Genomic DNA, 18279 nt, shown 5'->3' on the forward strand with positions numbered 1-18279 from the left:
GTCTACTCCGCGGGATCCACGCCGCTGACAGTGTTGCCAGAGAGCGTAACGGCGTCTCGGGAAAGTGCCCTGCCGGCAAGGGTGGTGCTCTCGCCGAGGGTGATGGCTCCCCGGGCCAGGATGGTGCCGGAGAGCCCGGAACCGGCGCCGATTCCGGCAGCCCCGGTCACCACCCAGTACACGTTCTGTGCCTGCGCGCCGTTAATGAGGACCACGTTGGCGCCCGCCGCGGTGTTGAAGGCGGCGCCGGCCTGGAAGATGAAGGTGGCGTTGGGGTCGCCCTCGCCGTCGAGGGTTACGGTTCCGGTGAGGGCCATGGCTGCGATGGTGCGGTGGATTCCGACCCGGAAGGTTTGCCCTCCCAGGTCACCGGAGACAATGGTGTGGGGCGCGCGGCTCGATGCGTCGTCGAGCGCGGTCAGCAGGTCGGCCTGGGCCGCGGCTGCCGTCGGATCGCCAGCGTGAAGGGCTCCGCCGTAGGTGCCGGGCGGGAAGCCGGCGACGGCGGTGGAGGGGGAGATCCCGACATCGCCGCTGAGCATCGTCGCGCCGGTGTTGGTAATGCTGGTGGCTGCCAGCACGGAGAAGGTGCTGGCGGTTCCCAGGCTGATGGGCGCTGGATTGACGACGACGGTGACCGTCGCGTTGGCGCTGTTGCCGTTGCCGGAGTTGTCCTTGACCTTGGCAAGAATGGTGTGCTGCCCCGCGGGCAGGTCAGCAGCGGTGACCGCCCACGCTCCGCCAGAACCGACGGTGGTGGTGAGGGTCTGATCGGCGATGGTCACGGTAACTGGACTGGCCGGGGCGGCACTGGTGGTGCCGGTAACGGTCGGAGTGGTGTCTGTGGTGGTGATGCTGGGGCCACCGTCGACCGCAATGGAAGGCGGCAACGCCTCGGTAAAGCGCACGGTGTTGTCAGCCAGCGTCACCGCGTCGAGTGAGAGTGCCTGACCGATCAGGGTGGTGCCTGCGCCGAGGGTAATGGCGCCCTGGGCAAGGATGGTGCCGGACAGGTGGGAGGTGGCTCCTGCACCCGCGGCTCCCGTCGCCACCCAATAGACATTGTGGGCCTGCGCACCGTTGATGAGGGCGACGCTGGCACCTGCCGCGGTGTTGAAGGCGGCGCCGGCCTGGAAGATGAAGGTGGCGTTGGGGTCACCTTCGCCGTCGAGAGTCACCGTTCCGGTGAGAGACATGGCCCCAATGGTGCGATGGATCCCGACGCGGAACGTCTGCCCGCCGAGGTCGCCGACCACATTCGTGTGCGGTGCACGGTTGGCGGCGTCGGTGTAAGCGGTCGCAAGGTCGGCTTGGGCGGTGGCCGCTGTCGGGTTGCCGGCGTGGAGGGTGCCGCCATAGGTGCCCGGCGGGAAGCCGGCGACGGCGGTCGAGGGGCTGATCCCGAGGTCCCCACTGAGGGCGGTGGCCCCGGTGTTGGTGATACTGGTGGCAGCCAGCACCGAGAAACTGCTCGCGGTACCGACGGCGATCGGTGCCGGATTGACGACGACGGTAAGGGTCTGGGTAGTGCTGTTGCCGTTGCCGGAGCTGTCCCTGACCTTGGCGACGATGGAGTACTGGCCCGCGGCGAGGTCGCCGGCGGTGACCGACCAGACTCCACCGGCGCCTACAACGGTGGTGAGGGTTTGGCCTGCAATGGTCACGGTGATGGGGCTGGCGGGGGCAGCGTTGGTGGTTCCGGTGATGGTGGGGGAGATGTCCCTGGTGCTGGTGGAGGGCCCGCCGTCGATCGCGATAGTGGGCGGCAAGGCCTCGGTGAAGCGGACGGAGTTGCTGGCCAGGGTGACAGCGTCACGGGACAGTGCCCGGCCGATGAGCGCGGTCCCTGCGCCGAGGGTGATGGCGCCGCGGGCGAGGATCGTGCCGGCAAGATTCGACGATGCGCCCGTTCCGGCGGCGCCGGTGACTACCCAGTAGACATTGTGGGCTTGCGCACCGTCAATCAGGGTGACTGTGGCGCCTGCGGCGGTATTGAAAGCCGCACCCGCCTGGAAGATGAAGACAGCGTTCGGGTCCCCTTCGCCGTCGAGGGTGACGTTCCCGGTCAACGCCAACGCGGCGATGCTGCTGTAGGTACCGGCCGTCAGGACCTGTCCACCCAGGTCGTCGACAATTGCCGCATCGGCTGGCCTGCCGGCAAGCTCGGTGAATGCTGAGTCAAGGGCTACCTGCGCGGCCACAGCGGCGGCGTCGTTTGAATGAAGGTCGCCGCCGGCTGTTCCGGGGCCAAATCCGACGATTGCAGTTCCGGGGCTGACCCCGACGTCGCCGCTAACAGATGTTGCGCCGGTATTGGTCACCATGGTCCCGGCGAGGATCGAGAAGTTTGCTGCAGCGCCAAGCAGGCTGGGTTCGGCGACCGTCACCGGTTCGCTGGGAGTACTGACAGCCGTCCAGGTCTGGAACGCTGCGGTCACCGTGTAGGTGTAGTCGTCCGGGGGGACCGCTGTATCGGTGCACAGGGTGTCCGTGATCAGCTGATCGGGGTTACTCCCGCAGGCGGGGGAGATTGCCCCACCGTTGTCCCGGGTGATGTAGTAGCCGGTCGGGTCGAGTGGACCGATGCCGCGGGACCAGACGACGTCAACCTCGCCGGCCGTCGCGGACGTCACCTGAACATCCTCGGGCGGAGCAAGTGTTCCGGTAACCGTCGTGGCCGATAGCGTGCCCGTGCTGCTCCAGTACGCGGACCCCGGCGGAACCGTGAGTGCAACAGCCAAAATGGAGGCGATGATCCCGATGATGACGCGCTGGATCCCAACCTTGTGACGTGCTAGGTGGATCTTCGCGGGCATGCTCATCAGCAGAGGTGGGTTTCTCTTCGGCGCGGACGCGCTTACGGGTGGGAGGGGCGGATATCACGGCACAGGCTCCGTGCCTCATGCCGCAGAAGCGCGGTGTGAGGCACGGAGCCTGGTTTCGTGGTTATGAAGCCGTGAAGAGCAGGGGTACTTCCTGTCCCTTGCAATCGTCCTGGTTGACTCCGGTGCTTTCGAGGGTCACTGTTGCCACACCGTTGTCGACGGTGCCCAGGCTGGGAATGTCGCCCGCGGTCGGTGCAGTGGTGATGGCGGCCGTGTAATCGTCGATGGAGCAGTCACCGGTCGGGACCCAGGGCACTCCCGGGGCCGTTGCCATTTCGACAGTGACACCTGTGAGGTAGAGCGAGCCTTCGCTGGGATTGGTGACGGTGAAGTCGATTGTCTGGCCGGGACCGTCAGGAACAATAGTGCCGACGGCAGCTTCCGAGGTAATCTCCAAGGCTTCACTGGTGCCGGTTTGAGCGGTTCCCGTCCCAGTTCCCGTGGAGGTCCAGTAGGCATAGGCTGCGCCAATACCCAAGATCATAAAGAGCGATGCAATAACGATCGAAATGCGTTTTTTGCCGCGGGAGGTTGTTCTGGTCATGATGTGCTCCTGTAGTGCGTTAATGAGCATGAACTCTCTGCCACTCCACGCCTGGAAAAAACTCCCGATAGAAGGCTGGCCCAGCGTTGAAAGAAGTGAATATAAGAGACCGTCGCACATAAATGTATGTGCGTGATGCCCCCACTGTAACGGCAGTAATCAATCTAATGACGAATGTTTTAAGAATGTTTTCCGCTGCATTTGATCAGGTACTGCCATCCATGGGAACCGTCAGCTCACCAGAGCAAGGAAGGGATTCCCTCCCGGACAACCAGCGGGCCCGGGAGTATGTTGTAGCTATGGCATCTGAGGCGACAGTCCTGACCGTTGACGGACCCCATGGCACCCGTGATGTGCGGATCTCGAGTCCCAGCCGGGTGTTGTGGCCCGACCTTGGGATCACGAAGCTGGACCTGGCCAAATACCTGGTGGAGGTGGGCGAGCCTTTCGTCGCGGCCAACGGTGACCGTCCGCTGGCGCTGCAGCGGTTCAAGGACGGCATTGGGGGCGAGCAGTTCTTCTCCAAGAACCCGCCCAAGGGTTCCCCCGAGTACATCCGGTCGGTGATGGTGATCTATCCCAGTGCCAGGTCCCATCCCCAGCTCGTCATCGACGAGCCGGCCGCCGCTGTCTGGGCCGCCCAGATGAACACGATCGTCTTTCACCCCTGGCCGTCGCGGGCGGACAACTCGGATAACCCGGACCAGCTGCGGATTGACCTTGACCCGCAGCCTGGCACCGATTTTGACGACGCCATCCCCGCCGCGATCGAGCTGCGCAAGGTACTGCAGGAGGCCGGGCTCGAGGCGTTCATCAAGACCTCAGGCAACCGTGGGCTACACGTGTTCGCGCCGATCGAACCGGTGCGGGAGTTCCTGGACGTACGCCACGCGGTGATTGCTGCCGCCCGTGAACTGGAACGCCGGATGCCCGACGCCGTCACGACGGCGTGGTGGAAGGAAGAACGCGGAGAGAAAGTGTTCGTCGACTTCAACCAGGCCAACCGGGACCGCACCATTGCCGGCGCCTACAGTCCTCGTGCCCTGGCCCATGCCCCGGTGTCCTGCCCGATCGAGTGGGAGGAACTGGAGAACGCCGACCCCCGCAACTACACAGTCCTCACCGTGCCCGACCGGCTCAAGACCATTGGCGATCCATGGGCCCGTTTCCATGACAAGCCGGGCTCCATCGATGAACTGCTGGGCTGGTGGCAGCGCGACCTCGACTCGGGACTGGGCGAACTCCCATTCCCGCCGGACTATCCCAAGATGCCGGGGGAGCCGTCCCGCGTCCAGCCCAGCCGGGCCAAAAAGGATAAGTAGGACACCGAGGCCAGGAAGGATAAATAGGGCAAGCAGGCCGCACGTAACCTAGGCGAGGACCTCGCTCAGGTCGTACGCCACCGGGACCTCCAACTGCTCGAACGTGCACGACTCCGGGTCACGGTCCGGCCGCCACCGCGAGAACTGGGCGGTGTGCCGGAACCGAGAGCCCTCCATCTGGTCATACCTGACCTCTATTACCCGGCGGGGGTGCAGGCGCACAAACGACACATCCTTGCTCCCGCTGAACCGGCTGCGGTCGGTCTCACCACGCACCGCATCGCCGTCGGCGTCCCGCACGACGTCGGGCTCCAGTTCCTCCACCAGCTCCAGCCGCCGCTTGTTGGTGAACGCTGAAGCGCCGCCGACGTTGCGCAGCTCACCGTCGTCGTACAGTCCCAGCAGCAGGGAACCGACACCGGCACCGCTGGTGTGCACCCGGTAGCCAAGGACGACGACGTCGGCACTGCGGTGGTGCTTGATCTTGAGCATGCGGCGCTTTCCCGGCTCGTACCCGGCAGCGAGCGGCTTGGCGACCACACCGTCGAGCCCCGCACCTTCGAACTCAACCAGCCAGCGGCGGGCGAGCTCCACGTCATCGGTGGTCTGTGACAGGTGGACGGGTGCGGTGAACTCGCCCGCGATCCGTTCCAGTGCGGCGCGGCGTTCGGAGAAGGGGGAGTCGAGAAGGTTCTCGGAACCGTCGGCCACCAGATCGAACGCGATAAACGAGGCGGGTGTCTCCTCCGCGAGCAGGCGGACCCGGCTCTCCGCGGGGTGGATGCGCTGGGACAGGGCCTCCCAGTCCAGTCGCTCATTGCCCGGGGATCCGGTGCGCACCACAATCTCACCGTCCACCACGCAGCGCTCGGGAAGGGAAACCTTCAGCGCCTCCACCAGTTCGGGGAAATACCGGGTGAGCATCTTGGACCCGCGGCTGCCAATGTCAACGGTGTCGCCGTCGCGGTGGATGATGGCCCGGAAGCCATCCCATTTAGGTTCGTACAACAGGCCGCCGGTCACGGTGTCGGGCGCGGGCACCTCGCTGACGGCTTTGGCGAGCATGGGCTGGAGGGGGAAGGGCAGATCGGTCATGGTTCGATCTTTCCTCACTCGGCGGTCAGTGGGTAGTGCGCACCTGCCCATTGACCAGGCACTATGCCTATACTCGATCAGTGGCATCCCCAGGACGTCGCGCCCAGTCGACCGGAGTATGACGAAAGGCCGCCCATGAGCAACGTTCCAGAGAATCTTCAGTACACCTCCGACCACGAGTGGGTGACTACGCCCAGCAACGACGGTGTGGTCCGCGTTGGGATTACCGACTTCGCCCAGGATGCCCTCGGTGATGTGGTGTACGTCCAGATGCCCGAGGCCGGGTCACCCGTTACCGCCGCCGATGTGGTGGGTGAGGTCGAGTCGACCAAGAGCGTCAGCGACATTTACGCCCCCGTCACCGGTGAAGTGGTGGCACGCAACGAGGCCCTCGAGGACAACCCGGCGTTGATCAACTCCGATCCGTACGGGGAAGGATGGCTCCTCGAAATCAAGGTCACCGATCCCTCGGCTGTGGATGAACTTCTGAGTTCAACGGAGTACTCACAGCAGGTAGGCTAGAGGGACCGGGCACGTCCGGCACAGCTAGGCAAGATCACCGTTGCAAGGACACGGTGGCCAATCGGTCTCTCGACTGGTTGGCCACATATTTTGGGGAGGGAACACCAATGGTTGGCAACGAGAACGCAGCCACGCATGGCGGATCAGAGCAGCAGGCGCCGTCGCCGGAGACCACCACCATCGGAATCCCTGCACTGGCACCGGCAGCCGTGGTGGACCCCAAGCTTTCCCCCGAAGAGCAGGCAGCAGTTACGGCCCTACCCAGCAGTTCGGCCTTGCTCATCGCCCACAGCGGCCCCAACGCCGGTGCGCGATTCCTCCTCGACCAGGATCTGACCACCGCCGGCCGTCACCCCAACGCCGACATTTTCCTCGACGACGTCACGGTGTCGCGCAAGCACGCCCAATTTGAGCGCGTCGAGGGCGGGTTCACTGTCAGTGATACCCGCAGCCTCAACGGCACCTATGTCAACAATGACCGGGTGGACAATGTGGTGCTGCGCAACGGCAATGAAATTCAGATCGGCAAGTTCCGTTTGACCTTCTACAGCGCCCAGACCGCAGCAACACAGCAGCCCCCAGTCCCGCCACTCGGACAGGAATAGGTCCCGCTGCATGCCCTCACCCCAGTCAGCACGGCGCACCGTAGGCATCGCTCCCGAGCGAGTCCACGGCAACGTGCTCAACATCGGCGAGGTCCTGACGGAGCTGTCCGAGGACTTCCCGCAGATCACTGCGTCCAAAATCAGGTTCCTTGAAGAGAAGGGCCTGATCTCGCCGCAGCGCACCCGCGCCGGCTACCGCAAGTACGCACCGCACGACGTCGAGCGCCTCCGGTTCGTGCTGGCGCTGCAGCGGGACCAGTACCTGCCGTTGAAGGTCATCAAGGACTACGTCGACGCGATCGACCGCGGCGAGAAGCCCGAGTCCCTCCCCGGCGGGATGACCCTGTCGCCGCGGATGGTCTCCGAGCAGTTGTCCCGCGACCTGCACTCCTATACCCGTTCACTCACGCTTGAAACCCTGACAGCTGAGGCAGGGGCCCGGCACGCGCTGGTCCTCGACCTGGTGGGCTTCGGGCTGATCGCCCCGGTCGACGGGCGATTCGACGAACACGCCCTGCGGATCACGCGGGCGTGCGTGCTGCTCGAAGGTCACGGCATTGAACCCCGTCACCTCCGCCCGTTCCGTGCGGCCGCTGACCGCGAACTGGGCCTCGTCGAGCGGGTGGTTGCACCCGTCGCCTCCCGGCGTGACGTCGCCTCCAAGGCCCGCGCCGCCGAAATGGCCCGCGAGATCAGCGAACTGTGCCTTAACCTGCACACGGCGCTAGTGCAGGGACAAATTTCCCGCATGGATAGCTGAGGCGGCCCACAAATGCTTGAAGTAGAAGTTGTCGGAGTACGAATCGAACTGCCCTCCAACCAGCCCCTGGTTCTCCTCAAGGAGACCCAGGGCGAACGCCACATTCCCATCTGGATCGGCGCGCCTGAAGCCAGCGCCATCGCGTTCGTCCAGCAGGGCATCGTCCCGCCGCGCCCCATGACCCACGACCTGATGGTCAGCGTGGTCCACGCCCTGGGCCGGTCCGTCCGGCAGGTGCAGCTCACCAGCGTGGAGGACACGGTCTTCCACGCTGAGCTGGTGTTCGACGACGGCACCTCGGTGAGCTCCCGGGCCTCCGACGCCATCGCCGTCGCCCTCCGCGTCCCCTGCCCAATCTATTGCGCGCCCTCGGTCATGGACGAGGCTGGCGTCGAGATCACCGAGGCGACCGAGGACGACGACGACGAAGCTCCCGCCACCCCTCCGGTGAACGCCGAACGGGAACTGCGCCAGTTCCGCGAGTTCCTCGCTGACGTCGAGCCGGAGGATTTTGAGCGCTGACGGCCCGACACGCCAAACTCTTTATGGCCCGCATCTTTGACCTGGGGTGCCCGGCAATCTAACGTCGAAGCATACGGTTCCATTGCACTACCAATGAACTCAGGGCAGACTTGAGAGCAAACCCTGAGAATCTTGGTGTGTGTCGAATGCCTGCCGTGCCCAGTATTCCAACCGTTAACAGAACGAGGAGGCAGCACGTGAGTCCCAAAGGCGACGCCGGTACGGGTTCCAACGCGGTAGCGGCCGGAACTGGCATCCCTGCCAGCGCACAGGGCCTCCTCTTCACCGAAGACCTCCCCATCCTCGACGAGGACGCCGGCTATCGCGGTCCCACCGCCTGCAAAGCTGCCGGCATCACCTACCGCCAGCTCGACTACTGGGCCCGCACCGGTCTGGTCGAACCTGCGGTGCGCGGCGCTTCCGGGTCCGGCACCCAGCGTCTCTACGGCTTCCGGGACATCCTCGTGCTCAAGGTGGTCAAGCGGCTCCTCGACACCGGCGTCTCCCTGCAGCAAATCCGTGCGGCCATCGAACACCTCCGTGAACGCGGCGTCGAAGACCTGGCCCAAATCACGCTGATGAGCGACGGCGCCAGCGTCTACGAGTGCACCTCCGCCGAGGAAGTCATCGACCTCGTTCAGGGCGGCCAGGGTGTGTTCGGCATCGCCGTCGGTAAGGTCTGGCGCGAGGTGGAAGGCAGCCTGGCTGCGCTACCCAGCGAACACGCAGCGGACCAGGACTTCCCGGACGACGAACTCAGCAAGCGCCGGGCCACCCGCAAAATCAGCTAGCTTCCCGCCTCACAACAGGGAGTCCCGCCCCTTCCGGGGCAAGCGACTTATCCCGTCGGGCCCGCCAGTCATTTCAACCCAGCAGGCCCCGCCCGCCACGCCTCAGGCGCGACGCGCCACCCGGCTCCGCAGCCGCCCCGAGTCGACCACGTTCCTCAGCAGCTCGTCAAAGTAACTGGACGTCTGGCGCGCCAATTCCCCTGGCCAATGGTGCACCGAATGGGCGGCACCCTGGATCTGCTGCCAGTTCTCCTGGTCGGTGATGATCGGGCTCAACAGCAGGTCACCGAACATCTGCCGCATCTCGGCAAGCCGGAAGGTATGTTCATTCGAGTTCGGCCGGACCCGGTTGGCGACAATCCCCGCAGTCGACAGGTTCGGGGCGAACTCCCGCTTGAACAGCTCGATCGCGCGCATGGTTCGTTCGGTCCCTGCCACGGAAAACAGGGCCGGCTCGGCGACCAGCAGCACCCGGTTGCTGGCGGTCCACGCCATCCGGGTCAGCCCGTTCAGGGACGGCGGGCAATCAATCAGGACCAGGCCGTAGCCCTCGACCCGAGACAACAGGGTGGTCAGGCGGCGCAGGTCCCGCCGGCCGAGATCGGGCCGGTCATAGATACCCGCGTAGGCGGAGCCCACGGCCACATCGAGGACGGGCTTGGCGCCCGACGACGGCAGGTTGCGTTGCCGTGCGGAGGCTACCCATCCGCTCGGTGCCACATTGGCGGGGAGGTCGCCGCGGCGGGCGTTCCTCAATAGCCGCCCGATGTCGATCCGGTCGCCTGGCTTCACGCCCAGGCCGGTGGTGGCATCTGCGTGCGGGTCCAGATCCACCACCAGGGTCGGAATGCCGGCTGCCAACGCTGCGGATGCCAGTCCGAGAGTGACCGAAGTCTTACCGACGCCGCCCTTGAGACTGCTGATGCTCACTACTTGCACTTCTTAACCCAATACCTAACATCTCGTCGAACAACGCTCCCATCATAGGTTGACCGGGTGCCGTTACGAAGCCAGCCCACGCCGCTTCCGGAACACGATGTTGCGAAGGGTTAAGAGTGGAACCTCACAGCGCGGTAGGGTGAGCAGTGCCGTGATGTAGCACACGGTCGCACGTATCCACTGGTGAGATGCACGTACGCAGGAGAGCGATGTTTTCGAAAATTCTGGTAGCAAACCGTGGCGAAATAGCCATCCGTGCCTTCCGCGCTGGCTTCGAGGCCGGCGCGAAGACAGTTGCAGTGTTCCCTTACGAGGACCGCAACTCGATCCACCGTCAGAAAGCTGACGAGGCCTACCTCATCGGTGAGGAAGGCCATCCCGTCCGTGCCTACCTGGACGTGCAGGAAATCGTCCGGGTTGCCAAGGAATCCGGCTGCGATGCGATCTATCCGGGCTACGGGTTCCTCTCGGAGAACCCCGGCCTCGCCCGGGCCGCCGAGGAGGCGGGCATCACCTTCGTCGGCCCACCAGCAGACGTCCTCGAACTTGCCGGCAACAAGGTCCACGCGCTGGAGGCCGCACGTAAGGCTGGCATCCCGGTGCTGAAGTCCTCGCAGCCGAGCTCAGACCTCGACGAGCTCATCGCCGCCGCGGACGAGATCGGGTTCCCCATTTTCGCCAAGGCGGTTGCCGGTGGCGGTGGGCGGGGCATGCGGCGGGTGGACAAGCGCGAGCAGCTCAAAGACGCGCTGGAGGCAGCCATGCGCGAGGCCGATTCCGCCTTCGGCGACCCCACGATGTTCCTGGAACAGGCTGTGCTCCGGCCCCGCCACATCGAGGTCCAGATTCTGGCCGACGCCCAGGGCAACGTCATGCACCTTTTCGAGCGTGACTGCTCAATCCAGCGCCGCCACCAGAAGGTCATCGAGATTGCCCCGGCGCCCAACCTTGACGAGGACATCCGGCAGGCGCTGCACCGCGACGCCGTTGCCTTCGCCAAGGCCCTGGGTTACGTCAACGCGGGAACCGTCGAGTTCCTCGTCGATACGGTCGGGGAGCGGGCCGGCCAACACGTGTTCATCGAGATGAACCCCCGCATCCAGGTAGAGCACACGGTCACCGAGGAGATCACCGACGTCGATCTGGTGCAGGCGCAGCTCCGTATCGCTGCAGGCGAATCCCTGGCCGATCTGGGCCTGAGCCAGGACAGCGTCCAGGTCAGGGGCGCCGCCCTGCAAAGCCGGATCACCACCGAGGACCCCGCAAACGGTTTCCGGCCCGACGTCGGGCAGATCACCGCCTACCGGTCCGCTGGCGGCGCAGGGGTGCGGCTCGACGGCGGCACCGTATATGCCGGCGCCGAGATCAGCCCCCACTTTGATTCCATGCTGGTGAAGCTGACCTGCCGCGGCCGCGACCACAAGTCCGCGGTGACCCGTGCCCGGCGTGCCCTCGCCGAGTTCCGGGTGCGGGGTGTCTCCACCAACATTTCGTTCCTGCAGGCAGTGCTCGATGACCCGGACTTCATCGCCGGGAACGTCGCCACCAACTTCATCGACGAACGCCCCCAGCTGCTGACCGCCAGGGTGTCCGCCGACCGGGGCACGAAGCTGCTCACCTGGCTCGCCGACGTCACGGTCAACAAGCCCCACGGCGAACGGCTCGTCGAGATCGACCCGGCCGAGAAGCTCCCCGTTGCCGGCGAGCACGACGCCGCCCCGGGTCCAGGATCGCGGCAGCGGCTGCAGGAGCTCGGCCCGGAGAAGTTCGCCGCCGAGCTTCGCGCCCAGACCGCCGTCGCTGTCACCGACACCACGTTCCGTGACGCGCACCAGTCGCTGCTCGCCACCCGGGTGCGCACCCGGGACCTGGTGGCTGCCGGCGACGCCGTGTCCCGGCGGATGCCCCAGCTGCTCTCGGTGGAGGCGTGGGGCGGCGCCACCTACGATGTTGCCCTCCGGTTCCTCGGAGAGGAGCCGTGGGAGCGTCTCGCCGCGCTCCGGAAGGAACTGCCCAACATTTGCCTGCAGATGCTCCTGCGGGGACGCAACACTGTCGGTTACACCCCGTACCCGGAGGAGGTCACGGAGGCCTTCGTCAAGGAAGCAGCAGAGACCGGCATCGATATCTTCAGGATCTTCGATGCCCTGAACGACGTCTCACAAATGGAACCAGCCATCCGCGCGGTCCGCGCCACCGGCACCGCCGTCGCGGAAGTGGCCCTCTGCTACACCTCCAACATGCTTGACCCCGAGGAGAAGCTCTACACCCTCGACTACTACCTGGACCTGGCCCAGCGGATAGTCGACGCCGGTGCGCACATCCTGGCAATCAAGGACATGGCCGGACTGCTGCGGCCCGCCGCAGCGGCCCAGCTGGTCACCGCCCTGCGGGAACGCTTTGACCTGCCGGTCCACCTGCACACCCACGACACCGCTGGCGGACAGCTCGCCACCTTGCTGGCCGCGGTCGATGCGGGAGTCGACGCCGTCGACGTCGCCAGCGCCTCCCTGGCGGGCACCACCAGCCAGCCCTCGGCGTCGGCCCTGGTCGCGGCCCTGGCCAACACTGAACGCGACACCGGCATTTCCCTGGCAGATGTGTGTTCGCTGGAACCCTACTGGGAAGCGGTCCGCCGGGTGTATGCACCCTTCGAATCCGGCCTCCCCGGTCCCACCGGACGGGTCTACCGCCACGAGATTCCTGGCGGCCAGCTGTCCAACCTACGGCAGCAGGCCATTGCCCTGGGTCTCGGGGAACGGTTCGAGGCTATCGAGGACATGTACACCGAGGCGGACCGGATGCTCGGGCGGCTGGTGAAGGTCACGCCGTCGTCCAAGGTGGTCGGAGACTTGGCGCTGCAACTCGTCGGCACCAACGTGGACCCCGCGGACTTCGAGCAGAACCCGCAGAACTATGACATCCCCGACTCCGTGATCGGCTTTCTCAGCGGTGAACTGGGCGACCCGCCGGGCGGCTGGCCTGAACCCTTCCGCACCAAGGCGCTCCAGGGCCGCGAGGTCAAGGTCCGCGATACCGAGCTGAGCAGCGTGGATCAGGCCGCCTTGACCGGGGATTCCGCGCAGCGGCGCGCTACCCTGAACCGGCTGTTGTTCGCGGGGCCCACCAAGGATTTCCTGGCCACCCGGGAAACCTACGGTGACGTCTCCGTCCTGGACACCCGGGACTACCTCTACGGACTGCAGCAGGGCAGCGAGCATGTAATCGCCCTGGAGAAGGGTGTCCGGCTCATCGCCACGCTGAGCGCGGTGTCCGAGGCGGATGAGAAGGGCATGCGCACCGTCATGTGCACCCTCAACGGGCAGATGCGTCCCGTCGTCGTCAGGGACCGGAGCATCCACAGCGACGTCAAGGCGGCGGAGAAGGCCGACAAGTCCATCCCCGGTCAGATCGCTGCACCGTTCGCGGGGGCAGTCACCATTACGGTCGCCGAGGGTGACACTGTTGAACAGGGCGGCACGATCGCGTCGATCGAGGCCATGAAGATGGAGGCGGGCATCACCTCGCCGGTCGCCGGTACGGTCAAACGTGTCGCCGTCGAGAAGGTGTCGCAGGTGCAGGGTGGCGACCTGCTGATCGTGGTGGAGCCCGCCTAACCGGTACCTCGCCCCGGGGGAGGGTGCGCTAGTGTTTTGCTGGAGACCGGGCGCCCTTCGCTGCGCCCCACTGACCCCGTGAGGAACCATGTCCCTGCAAGAACGCTCCGCTAACGGCGGCCGCCGATGACCCACTACGACCTGGTAATCGTCGGATCTGGATCCGGAAACAGCCTGATCACCCCGGATTGGGACAACCGCAAGGTGGCGATCATTGATGGGGGAACCTTTGGCGGGACCTGCCTCAATGTGGGCTGCATTCCGACGAAGATGTTCGTCTACCCGGCCGAGCAGGCCACCGATGCGCGCGAGGCCTCCCGGCTGGGCGTGGACCTGGAGCTGCGCAACGTGCACTGGCGGGCCATCCGTGACCGGATCTTCACCCGCATCGATGCCATCTCCCAGGCCGGCCGACACTACCGGGCCGAGGAACTGGATAACGTCACCCTCTACGAGGAGTACGTCCGGTTCACCGGCGACAAGTCCTTCGTCACCGGCGCGGGCGAGGAAATCCACGCCGAGCAGGTGGTCATCGCCGCCGGCTCGCGTGCGCTCCTTCCCGACATCCCGGGCATCACCCTGCCGCAGGTCCACACGTCCGACACCATCATGCGGCTGGAGGAGCTCCCGGGCCGGATCCTGATCCTCGGTGGGGGCTACATCGCCGCGGAGTTCGCGCACATCTTCGGCGCGTTCGGGTCGGCGGTCACTGTGGTCAACCGCTCCGGGACCCTGCTGCAGTCACTCGACGACAGCGTCTCCGAGGCGTTCACCGCTGAAGCCTCACGCCAGTGGGACGTAGTTCTCAACCGCACGGTCTCCTCCCTCACCGCCAACGACGACGGCTCGGTCCGCGCGGTGCTGGCGGGCGACGGCGACGACCGCGTGCTCGACGTCGACGTCGTCCTGGTTGCCGCAGGCAGGGTACCGAACACCGACCGACTGGGAGCGGCCGACGTCGGGCTGGATCTGGAAGCCGATGGCCGCTTGGTGGTCGACTCGCACCAGCGGGTGCTCCGGGATGGGGCGCCCGTGGACGGGCTATGGGCGCTGGGCGACGTCAGCAACAGGTTCCAGCTCAAACACGTCGCCAACCATGAGGCGCGGATCGTCGCGCACAACGTGACCCACCCCGATGAGCTGCGCAGCAGCGACCACCAGTTCGTCCCGGCCGCCGTGTTCACCCACCCGCAGATCGCCGTCGTCGGGCTGACGGAGACCGAGGCGCTGGCGAAGGCGGAGGCCGAAGGGTTCGAGGTCACCGTCGCTGTGCAGCAGTACGGGTCAACCGCCTACGGCTGGGCCATGGAAGACACCACAGGTTTTGTGAAGCTCATCGCTCACCAAGGCACCGGTCAACTGTTGGGAGCCCACATCATGGGGCACGAAGCCTCGATGATCATCCAGCCGCTGATCCAGGCCATGTCCTTCGGCCTGGACGCCCAGACCATGGCCAGCGGGCAATACTGGATTCACCCGGCCCTCACGGAGGTTGTCGAAAACGCGCTCCTGTCCCTGAAGGCCGGGTAAACCCGCTACGAGCGTGGCGCCGAGTAGATCGATTCGACCACCGAGGAGTAGTCCTTCAGGACCTGGGCTCGCTTGATCTTCAGGGACGGCGTCAGGTGGCCGCTGGTCTCGGTGAAGTCGGTGGCCACGATGCGGAAGGCCTTGATCGACTCCGCCTGTGAGACGTTCGCGTTGGCCTGATCCACCAGCTGCTGCACCTCGGCTGTGACGAGTGGGTGCTCGGCTGCCTGGGCAACGGTGGTGTCCTTCGGCAGCTGGTGCCGGTCCAGCCAGCCCGGCAGGGCCTCCTCGTCGAGGGTGATCAGGGCGGAGATGAACGCCCGGTGGTCGCCGACGACCACGCACTGCGATACCAGGGCGTTGGAGCGGATGGTGTCTTCCAGCTGCGCCGGGATCACGTTCTTGCCGCCAGCCGTGACGATGATTTCCTTCTTGCGGCCGGTGATCTTCAGGAATCCCTCGTCGTCGAGCTCGCCGATGTCGCCGGTGCGGAACCAGCCGTCGACGAACGCTTCCTCGGACAGGTCGTCGCGCTTGTAGTACCCGCGCATCACGCAGACACCCTTGGCGAGGATCTCGCCGTCGTCGGCAATCTTCACGGCGTTGCCGGGAAGCGGGGCGCCCACGGTGCCGATCTTGATCTTCTTCGGGGTGCTCACGGTGATCGGGGCGGTGGTCTCGGTGAGACCGTAGCCCTCGAGGACCATCAGGCCGATGCCGTGGAAGAAGTGGCCCAGGCGGTCACCCAGTGGCGCGCCGCCGGAGACGGCGTGCTCCACGCGTCCACCCATCGCCTCGCGGATCTTGCTGAACAGGATCCGGTCAAACACGGCGTGTTTCACCTTCAGCATCAACGGGACCTTGCCGGCCTGATCCGCCTTGGACCATTCGATGGCCACCTTGGCGCCAGCGTGGAAGATCTTGCCCTTGCCGCCGTCCTCGGCCTTGAGCATTGAATTGTTGTAGACCTTCTCGAACACCCGGGGGACAGCGAGGATAAAGGAGGGCTTGTAGCTCTGTAGGTCCGGGAGCAGGTTCTTCACATCGGGGGTGTGGGCCACCGTGGCACCAGCGGCGACGCACAGGACCGAGATGAACCGGGCGAACACGTGGGCGAGGGGGAGAAACATGATGGTCTGGGCACCCTCGTGGGCGACCTCGGGGAGAGCGGCCTGGGCGTTGACCGAGAGTTCAACGAAGTTCCCGTGGGTCAGTTCACACCCCTTGGGCTTGCCGGTGGTTCCCGAGGTGTAGATGATCGTGGCGACGTCGTCGAGGCCAGCGGTCCGGCGTCGGGCGTCCAGGGCGGCGTCGTCGATGCCGCTGCCAGCGCTGCGCAGGGCGTCGAGTCCGTTGCCGTCGAGCTGCCAGACATGCTGGGCGCCCGGGATGTTGGCTGCGGCGGATGCCTGGCGGACTACGTTCTCGTGGCGTGCCGATTCGACGAACGCAGCGATAGCCCCTGAATCCTCAAGGATCCAGCCGACCTGGGACGGGGAGGAGGTCTCGTAGACGGGGACCGAGATGGCTCCGGCGAACCAGATCGAGAAATCAACCAGTGACCATTCATAGCGGGTGCGTGCCATGATTGCCACGCGGTCGCCGGCCTGCACGCCGCTGGCCATCAGACCTTTAGCCAGCACCTGGACGTCGGCGAGGAATTCAGTCGCCCGGATGTCCTGCCATTCGCCGGCGCTGTCCTTCTTCGAGAACAGTGCCGGGTTGGAGGGCTTCGAAGCCTGTTTGACAACCAGCTCCGTGATATTGCTGTCACGGGGGGTGTCCACCAGGGCGGGGACGCTGTATTCGCGCACGACTATCTCCTTTGATATCTCCAAAACCTGCGGGATTTCTTTAGCCTATAGGTTCCACAGGCGTAAATACTCTCCAGTAATGTACGAATCGGTAACGGTAAGGCAACGCCAATAGCAGACGCAGGGAAGAGGGCCACCCATGATCAGGCAGACGGACGCCGCAGCACCGCCCCGGCCGCGGGGCCAGCCGCGCGTCCCTGGGCCGGGCGGACGACCGGGCCGACGTCGCCCGGGGGTGGCTGCCGGTCCAGTCGATTCGCCGAACTTCCTGCGGCGGGGGCTCGCCATTGGGATCGATATTGGTGGAACCAAGGTCGCGGCTGGCGTCGTCGACATCCGGGGAAACATCCTGGTGCAGGCACGCCGGGACACACCCGGTCAGGACCCGCGGCACGTGGAAGCGGTCATCGCCGAACTGGTGGCCCAACTGTCGCTGGGATACCGCATCCGGTCCGTCGGGATTGGGGCAGCTGGTTGGATGGACCTGACCAACGGGACTGTACTGTTCAGCCCCCATCTGGCCTGGCGGAACGAGCCGCTCCGCCATAATCTGGAGCAGATCCTCCGCCGCCGCGTGACGGTAGTCAACGACGCCGATGCCGCCGCCTGGGCCGAATGGCGGTTCGGCGCCGGACAGGGGGAGAGCCGACTGGTCTGCATCACCCTTGGGACAGGCATTGGCGGGGCAATGATCATGGACGGCGCGTTGGAGCGTGGGCGCTTTGGCGTCGCTGGAGAATTTGGGCATCAGATCATCGTGCCGCAGGGGCACAGGTGTGAGTGCGGAAACCGCGGGTGTTGGGAGCAGTACGCTTCGGGCAACGCACTCGGGCGCGAGGCCCGTGAACTGGCGGTGGCAAATTCGCCTGTGGCGCAGGCTCTGCTGCGCGAGGTCGACGGCGACCCCCAGCTCATCACCGGTGCCGTGGTGACCAAGCTGGCGCTCGAGGGCGATCCTGCCTGCCGGGAACTTGTGGACGACGTCGGTCAGTGGCTTGGGCTGGGGATGGCCAACCTGGCGGCGGCGCTGGACCCTGGGACGTTCGTGGTGGGCGGCGGTCTGGGGGCTGCGGGTGACCTGCTGCTGGAGCCGGCCCGCCGGGCGTTCGCGCGGAACCTCACGGGCAGGGGTTTTCGTCCAGCTGCCCGAGTGGAGGCAGCAGCTTTGGGGCCTTACGCGGGGCTGGTGGGAGCGGCGGATCTATCCCGGCTCAGTCCGCGATTGAGAGGCGCGCGAACCTCCCGGAGCTGACTCTTTCGGGCTGTGGATAACTGTTGGCAAAATTTCGGATTCCGCTATTCTGTTGTCTTTCGATAGCTTCGACTCGGCCCC

At 65.6% G+C, this 18279-nt stretch carries 14 protein-coding genes; 9 read left to right on the plus strand and 5 right to left on the minus strand.

Translation table 11 applies throughout. The annotated features are described in order from the left end of the window. Positions 1–2: 2 nt before the first annotated feature. Positions 3–2816: an ice-binding family protein gene (locus HMI58_RS09460; protein ID WP_171619293.1), complete on the minus strand. Its 2814-nt coding sequence runs from the start codon at positions 2814–2816 to the stop codon at positions 3–5. Positions 2817–2946: 130 nt separating this feature from the next. Beyond that, complete coding sequence (locus tag HMI58_RS09465; RefSeq protein WP_171619295.1) at positions 2947–3429, minus strand: hypothetical protein; 483 nt, start codon at positions 3427–3429, stop codon at positions 2947–2949. Positions 3430–3728: 299 nt separating this feature from the next. Here HMI58_RS09465 and ligD point away from each other — a divergent pair, with 299 nt between their 5' ends. Further along, a complete protein-coding gene (gene ligD, locus HMI58_RS09470; protein WP_171585433.1) occupies positions 3729–4751 on the plus strand; it encodes a non-homologous end-joining DNA ligase in 1023 nt (340 codons plus the stop codon). Between the two features lie 48 nt (positions 4752–4799). On the opposite strand, the gene HMI58_RS09475 is transcribed toward ligD, so the two are convergent. Next, positions 4800–5846, minus strand: a complete 1047-nt coding sequence (locus tag HMI58_RS09475; protein ID WP_171585432.1) for an ATP-dependent DNA ligase — start codon at positions 5844–5846, stop codon at positions 4800–4802. A gap of 135 nt (positions 5847–5981) precedes the next feature. Between HMI58_RS09475 and gcvH the strand changes: the two genes are divergently transcribed. The 5 genes from gcvH (at position 5982) to HMI58_RS09500 (ending at position 9046) form a co-directional block, all read left to right on the plus strand. Continuing rightward, positions 5982–6368: a glycine cleavage system protein GcvH gene (gcvH, locus tag HMI58_RS09480; protein ID WP_171585431.1), complete on the plus strand. Its 387-nt coding sequence runs from the start codon at positions 5982–5984 to the stop codon at positions 6366–6368. Between the two features lie 107 nt (positions 6369–6475). Continuing rightward, positions 6476–6973, plus strand: a complete 498-nt coding sequence (locus HMI58_RS09485) for an FHA domain-containing protein (RefSeq protein WP_171585430.1) — start codon at positions 6476–6478, stop codon at positions 6971–6973. Positions 6974–6983: 10 nt separating this feature from the next. Next, the gene (locus HMI58_RS09490; protein WP_225668011.1) at positions 6984–7733 is read left to right on the plus strand and encodes a MerR family transcriptional regulator; all 750 of its coding nucleotides are present in this window, start codon (positions 6984–6986) and stop codon (positions 7731–7733) included. A 12-nt stretch (positions 7734–7745) separates the two neighbouring features. Beyond that, positions 7746–8255: a bifunctional nuclease family protein gene (locus HMI58_RS09495; protein ID WP_171619297.1), complete on the plus strand. Its 510-nt coding sequence runs from the start codon at positions 7746–7748 to the stop codon at positions 8253–8255. Between the two features lie 197 nt (positions 8256–8452). Further along, positions 8453–9046, plus strand: a complete 594-nt coding sequence (locus HMI58_RS09500; protein WP_171585428.1) for a MerR family transcriptional regulator — start codon at positions 8453–8455, stop codon at positions 9044–9046. Between the two features lie 102 nt (positions 9047–9148). On the opposite strand, the gene HMI58_RS09505 is transcribed toward HMI58_RS09500, so the two are convergent. After that, entirely contained in the window at positions 9149–9985 is an 837-nt protein-coding gene (locus tag HMI58_RS09505; protein ID WP_171619299.1) for a ParA family protein, read from the minus strand. A gap of 209 nt (positions 9986–10194) precedes the next feature. On the opposite strand from HMI58_RS09505, the gene HMI58_RS09510 reads away from it, so the two are divergent. After that, positions 10195–13602, plus strand: coding sequence for a pyruvate carboxylase (locus HMI58_RS09510; RefSeq protein WP_171619301.1), 3408 nt, complete (start codon positions 10195–10197; stop codon positions 13600–13602). Between the two features lie 126 nt (positions 13603–13728). After that, positions 13729–15132, plus strand: coding sequence for a mycothione reductase (locus tag HMI58_RS09515; protein WP_171619303.1), 1404 nt, complete (start codon positions 13729–13731; stop codon positions 15130–15132). A 5-nt stretch (positions 15133–15137) separates the two neighbouring features. On the opposite strand, the gene HMI58_RS09520 is transcribed toward HMI58_RS09515, so the two are convergent. Then, positions 15138–16946, minus strand: coding sequence for an AMP-dependent synthetase/ligase (locus HMI58_RS09520; RefSeq protein ID WP_171619305.1), 1809 nt, complete (start codon positions 16944–16946; stop codon positions 15138–15140). Between the two features lie 139 nt (positions 16947–17085). Between HMI58_RS09520 and HMI58_RS09525 the strand changes: the two genes are divergently transcribed. Then, positions 17086–18198, plus strand: coding sequence for an ROK family glucokinase (locus HMI58_RS09525; RefSeq protein WP_225668010.1), 1113 nt, complete (start codon positions 17086–17088; stop codon positions 18196–18198). The last annotated feature ends 81 nt before the right edge of the window (positions 18199–18279 follow it).

It is taken from the genome of Arthrobacter sp. 147(2020) (assembly GCF_013116715.1).
GTDB lineage: Bacteria > Actinomycetota > Actinomycetes > Actinomycetales > Micrococcaceae > Arthrobacter_D.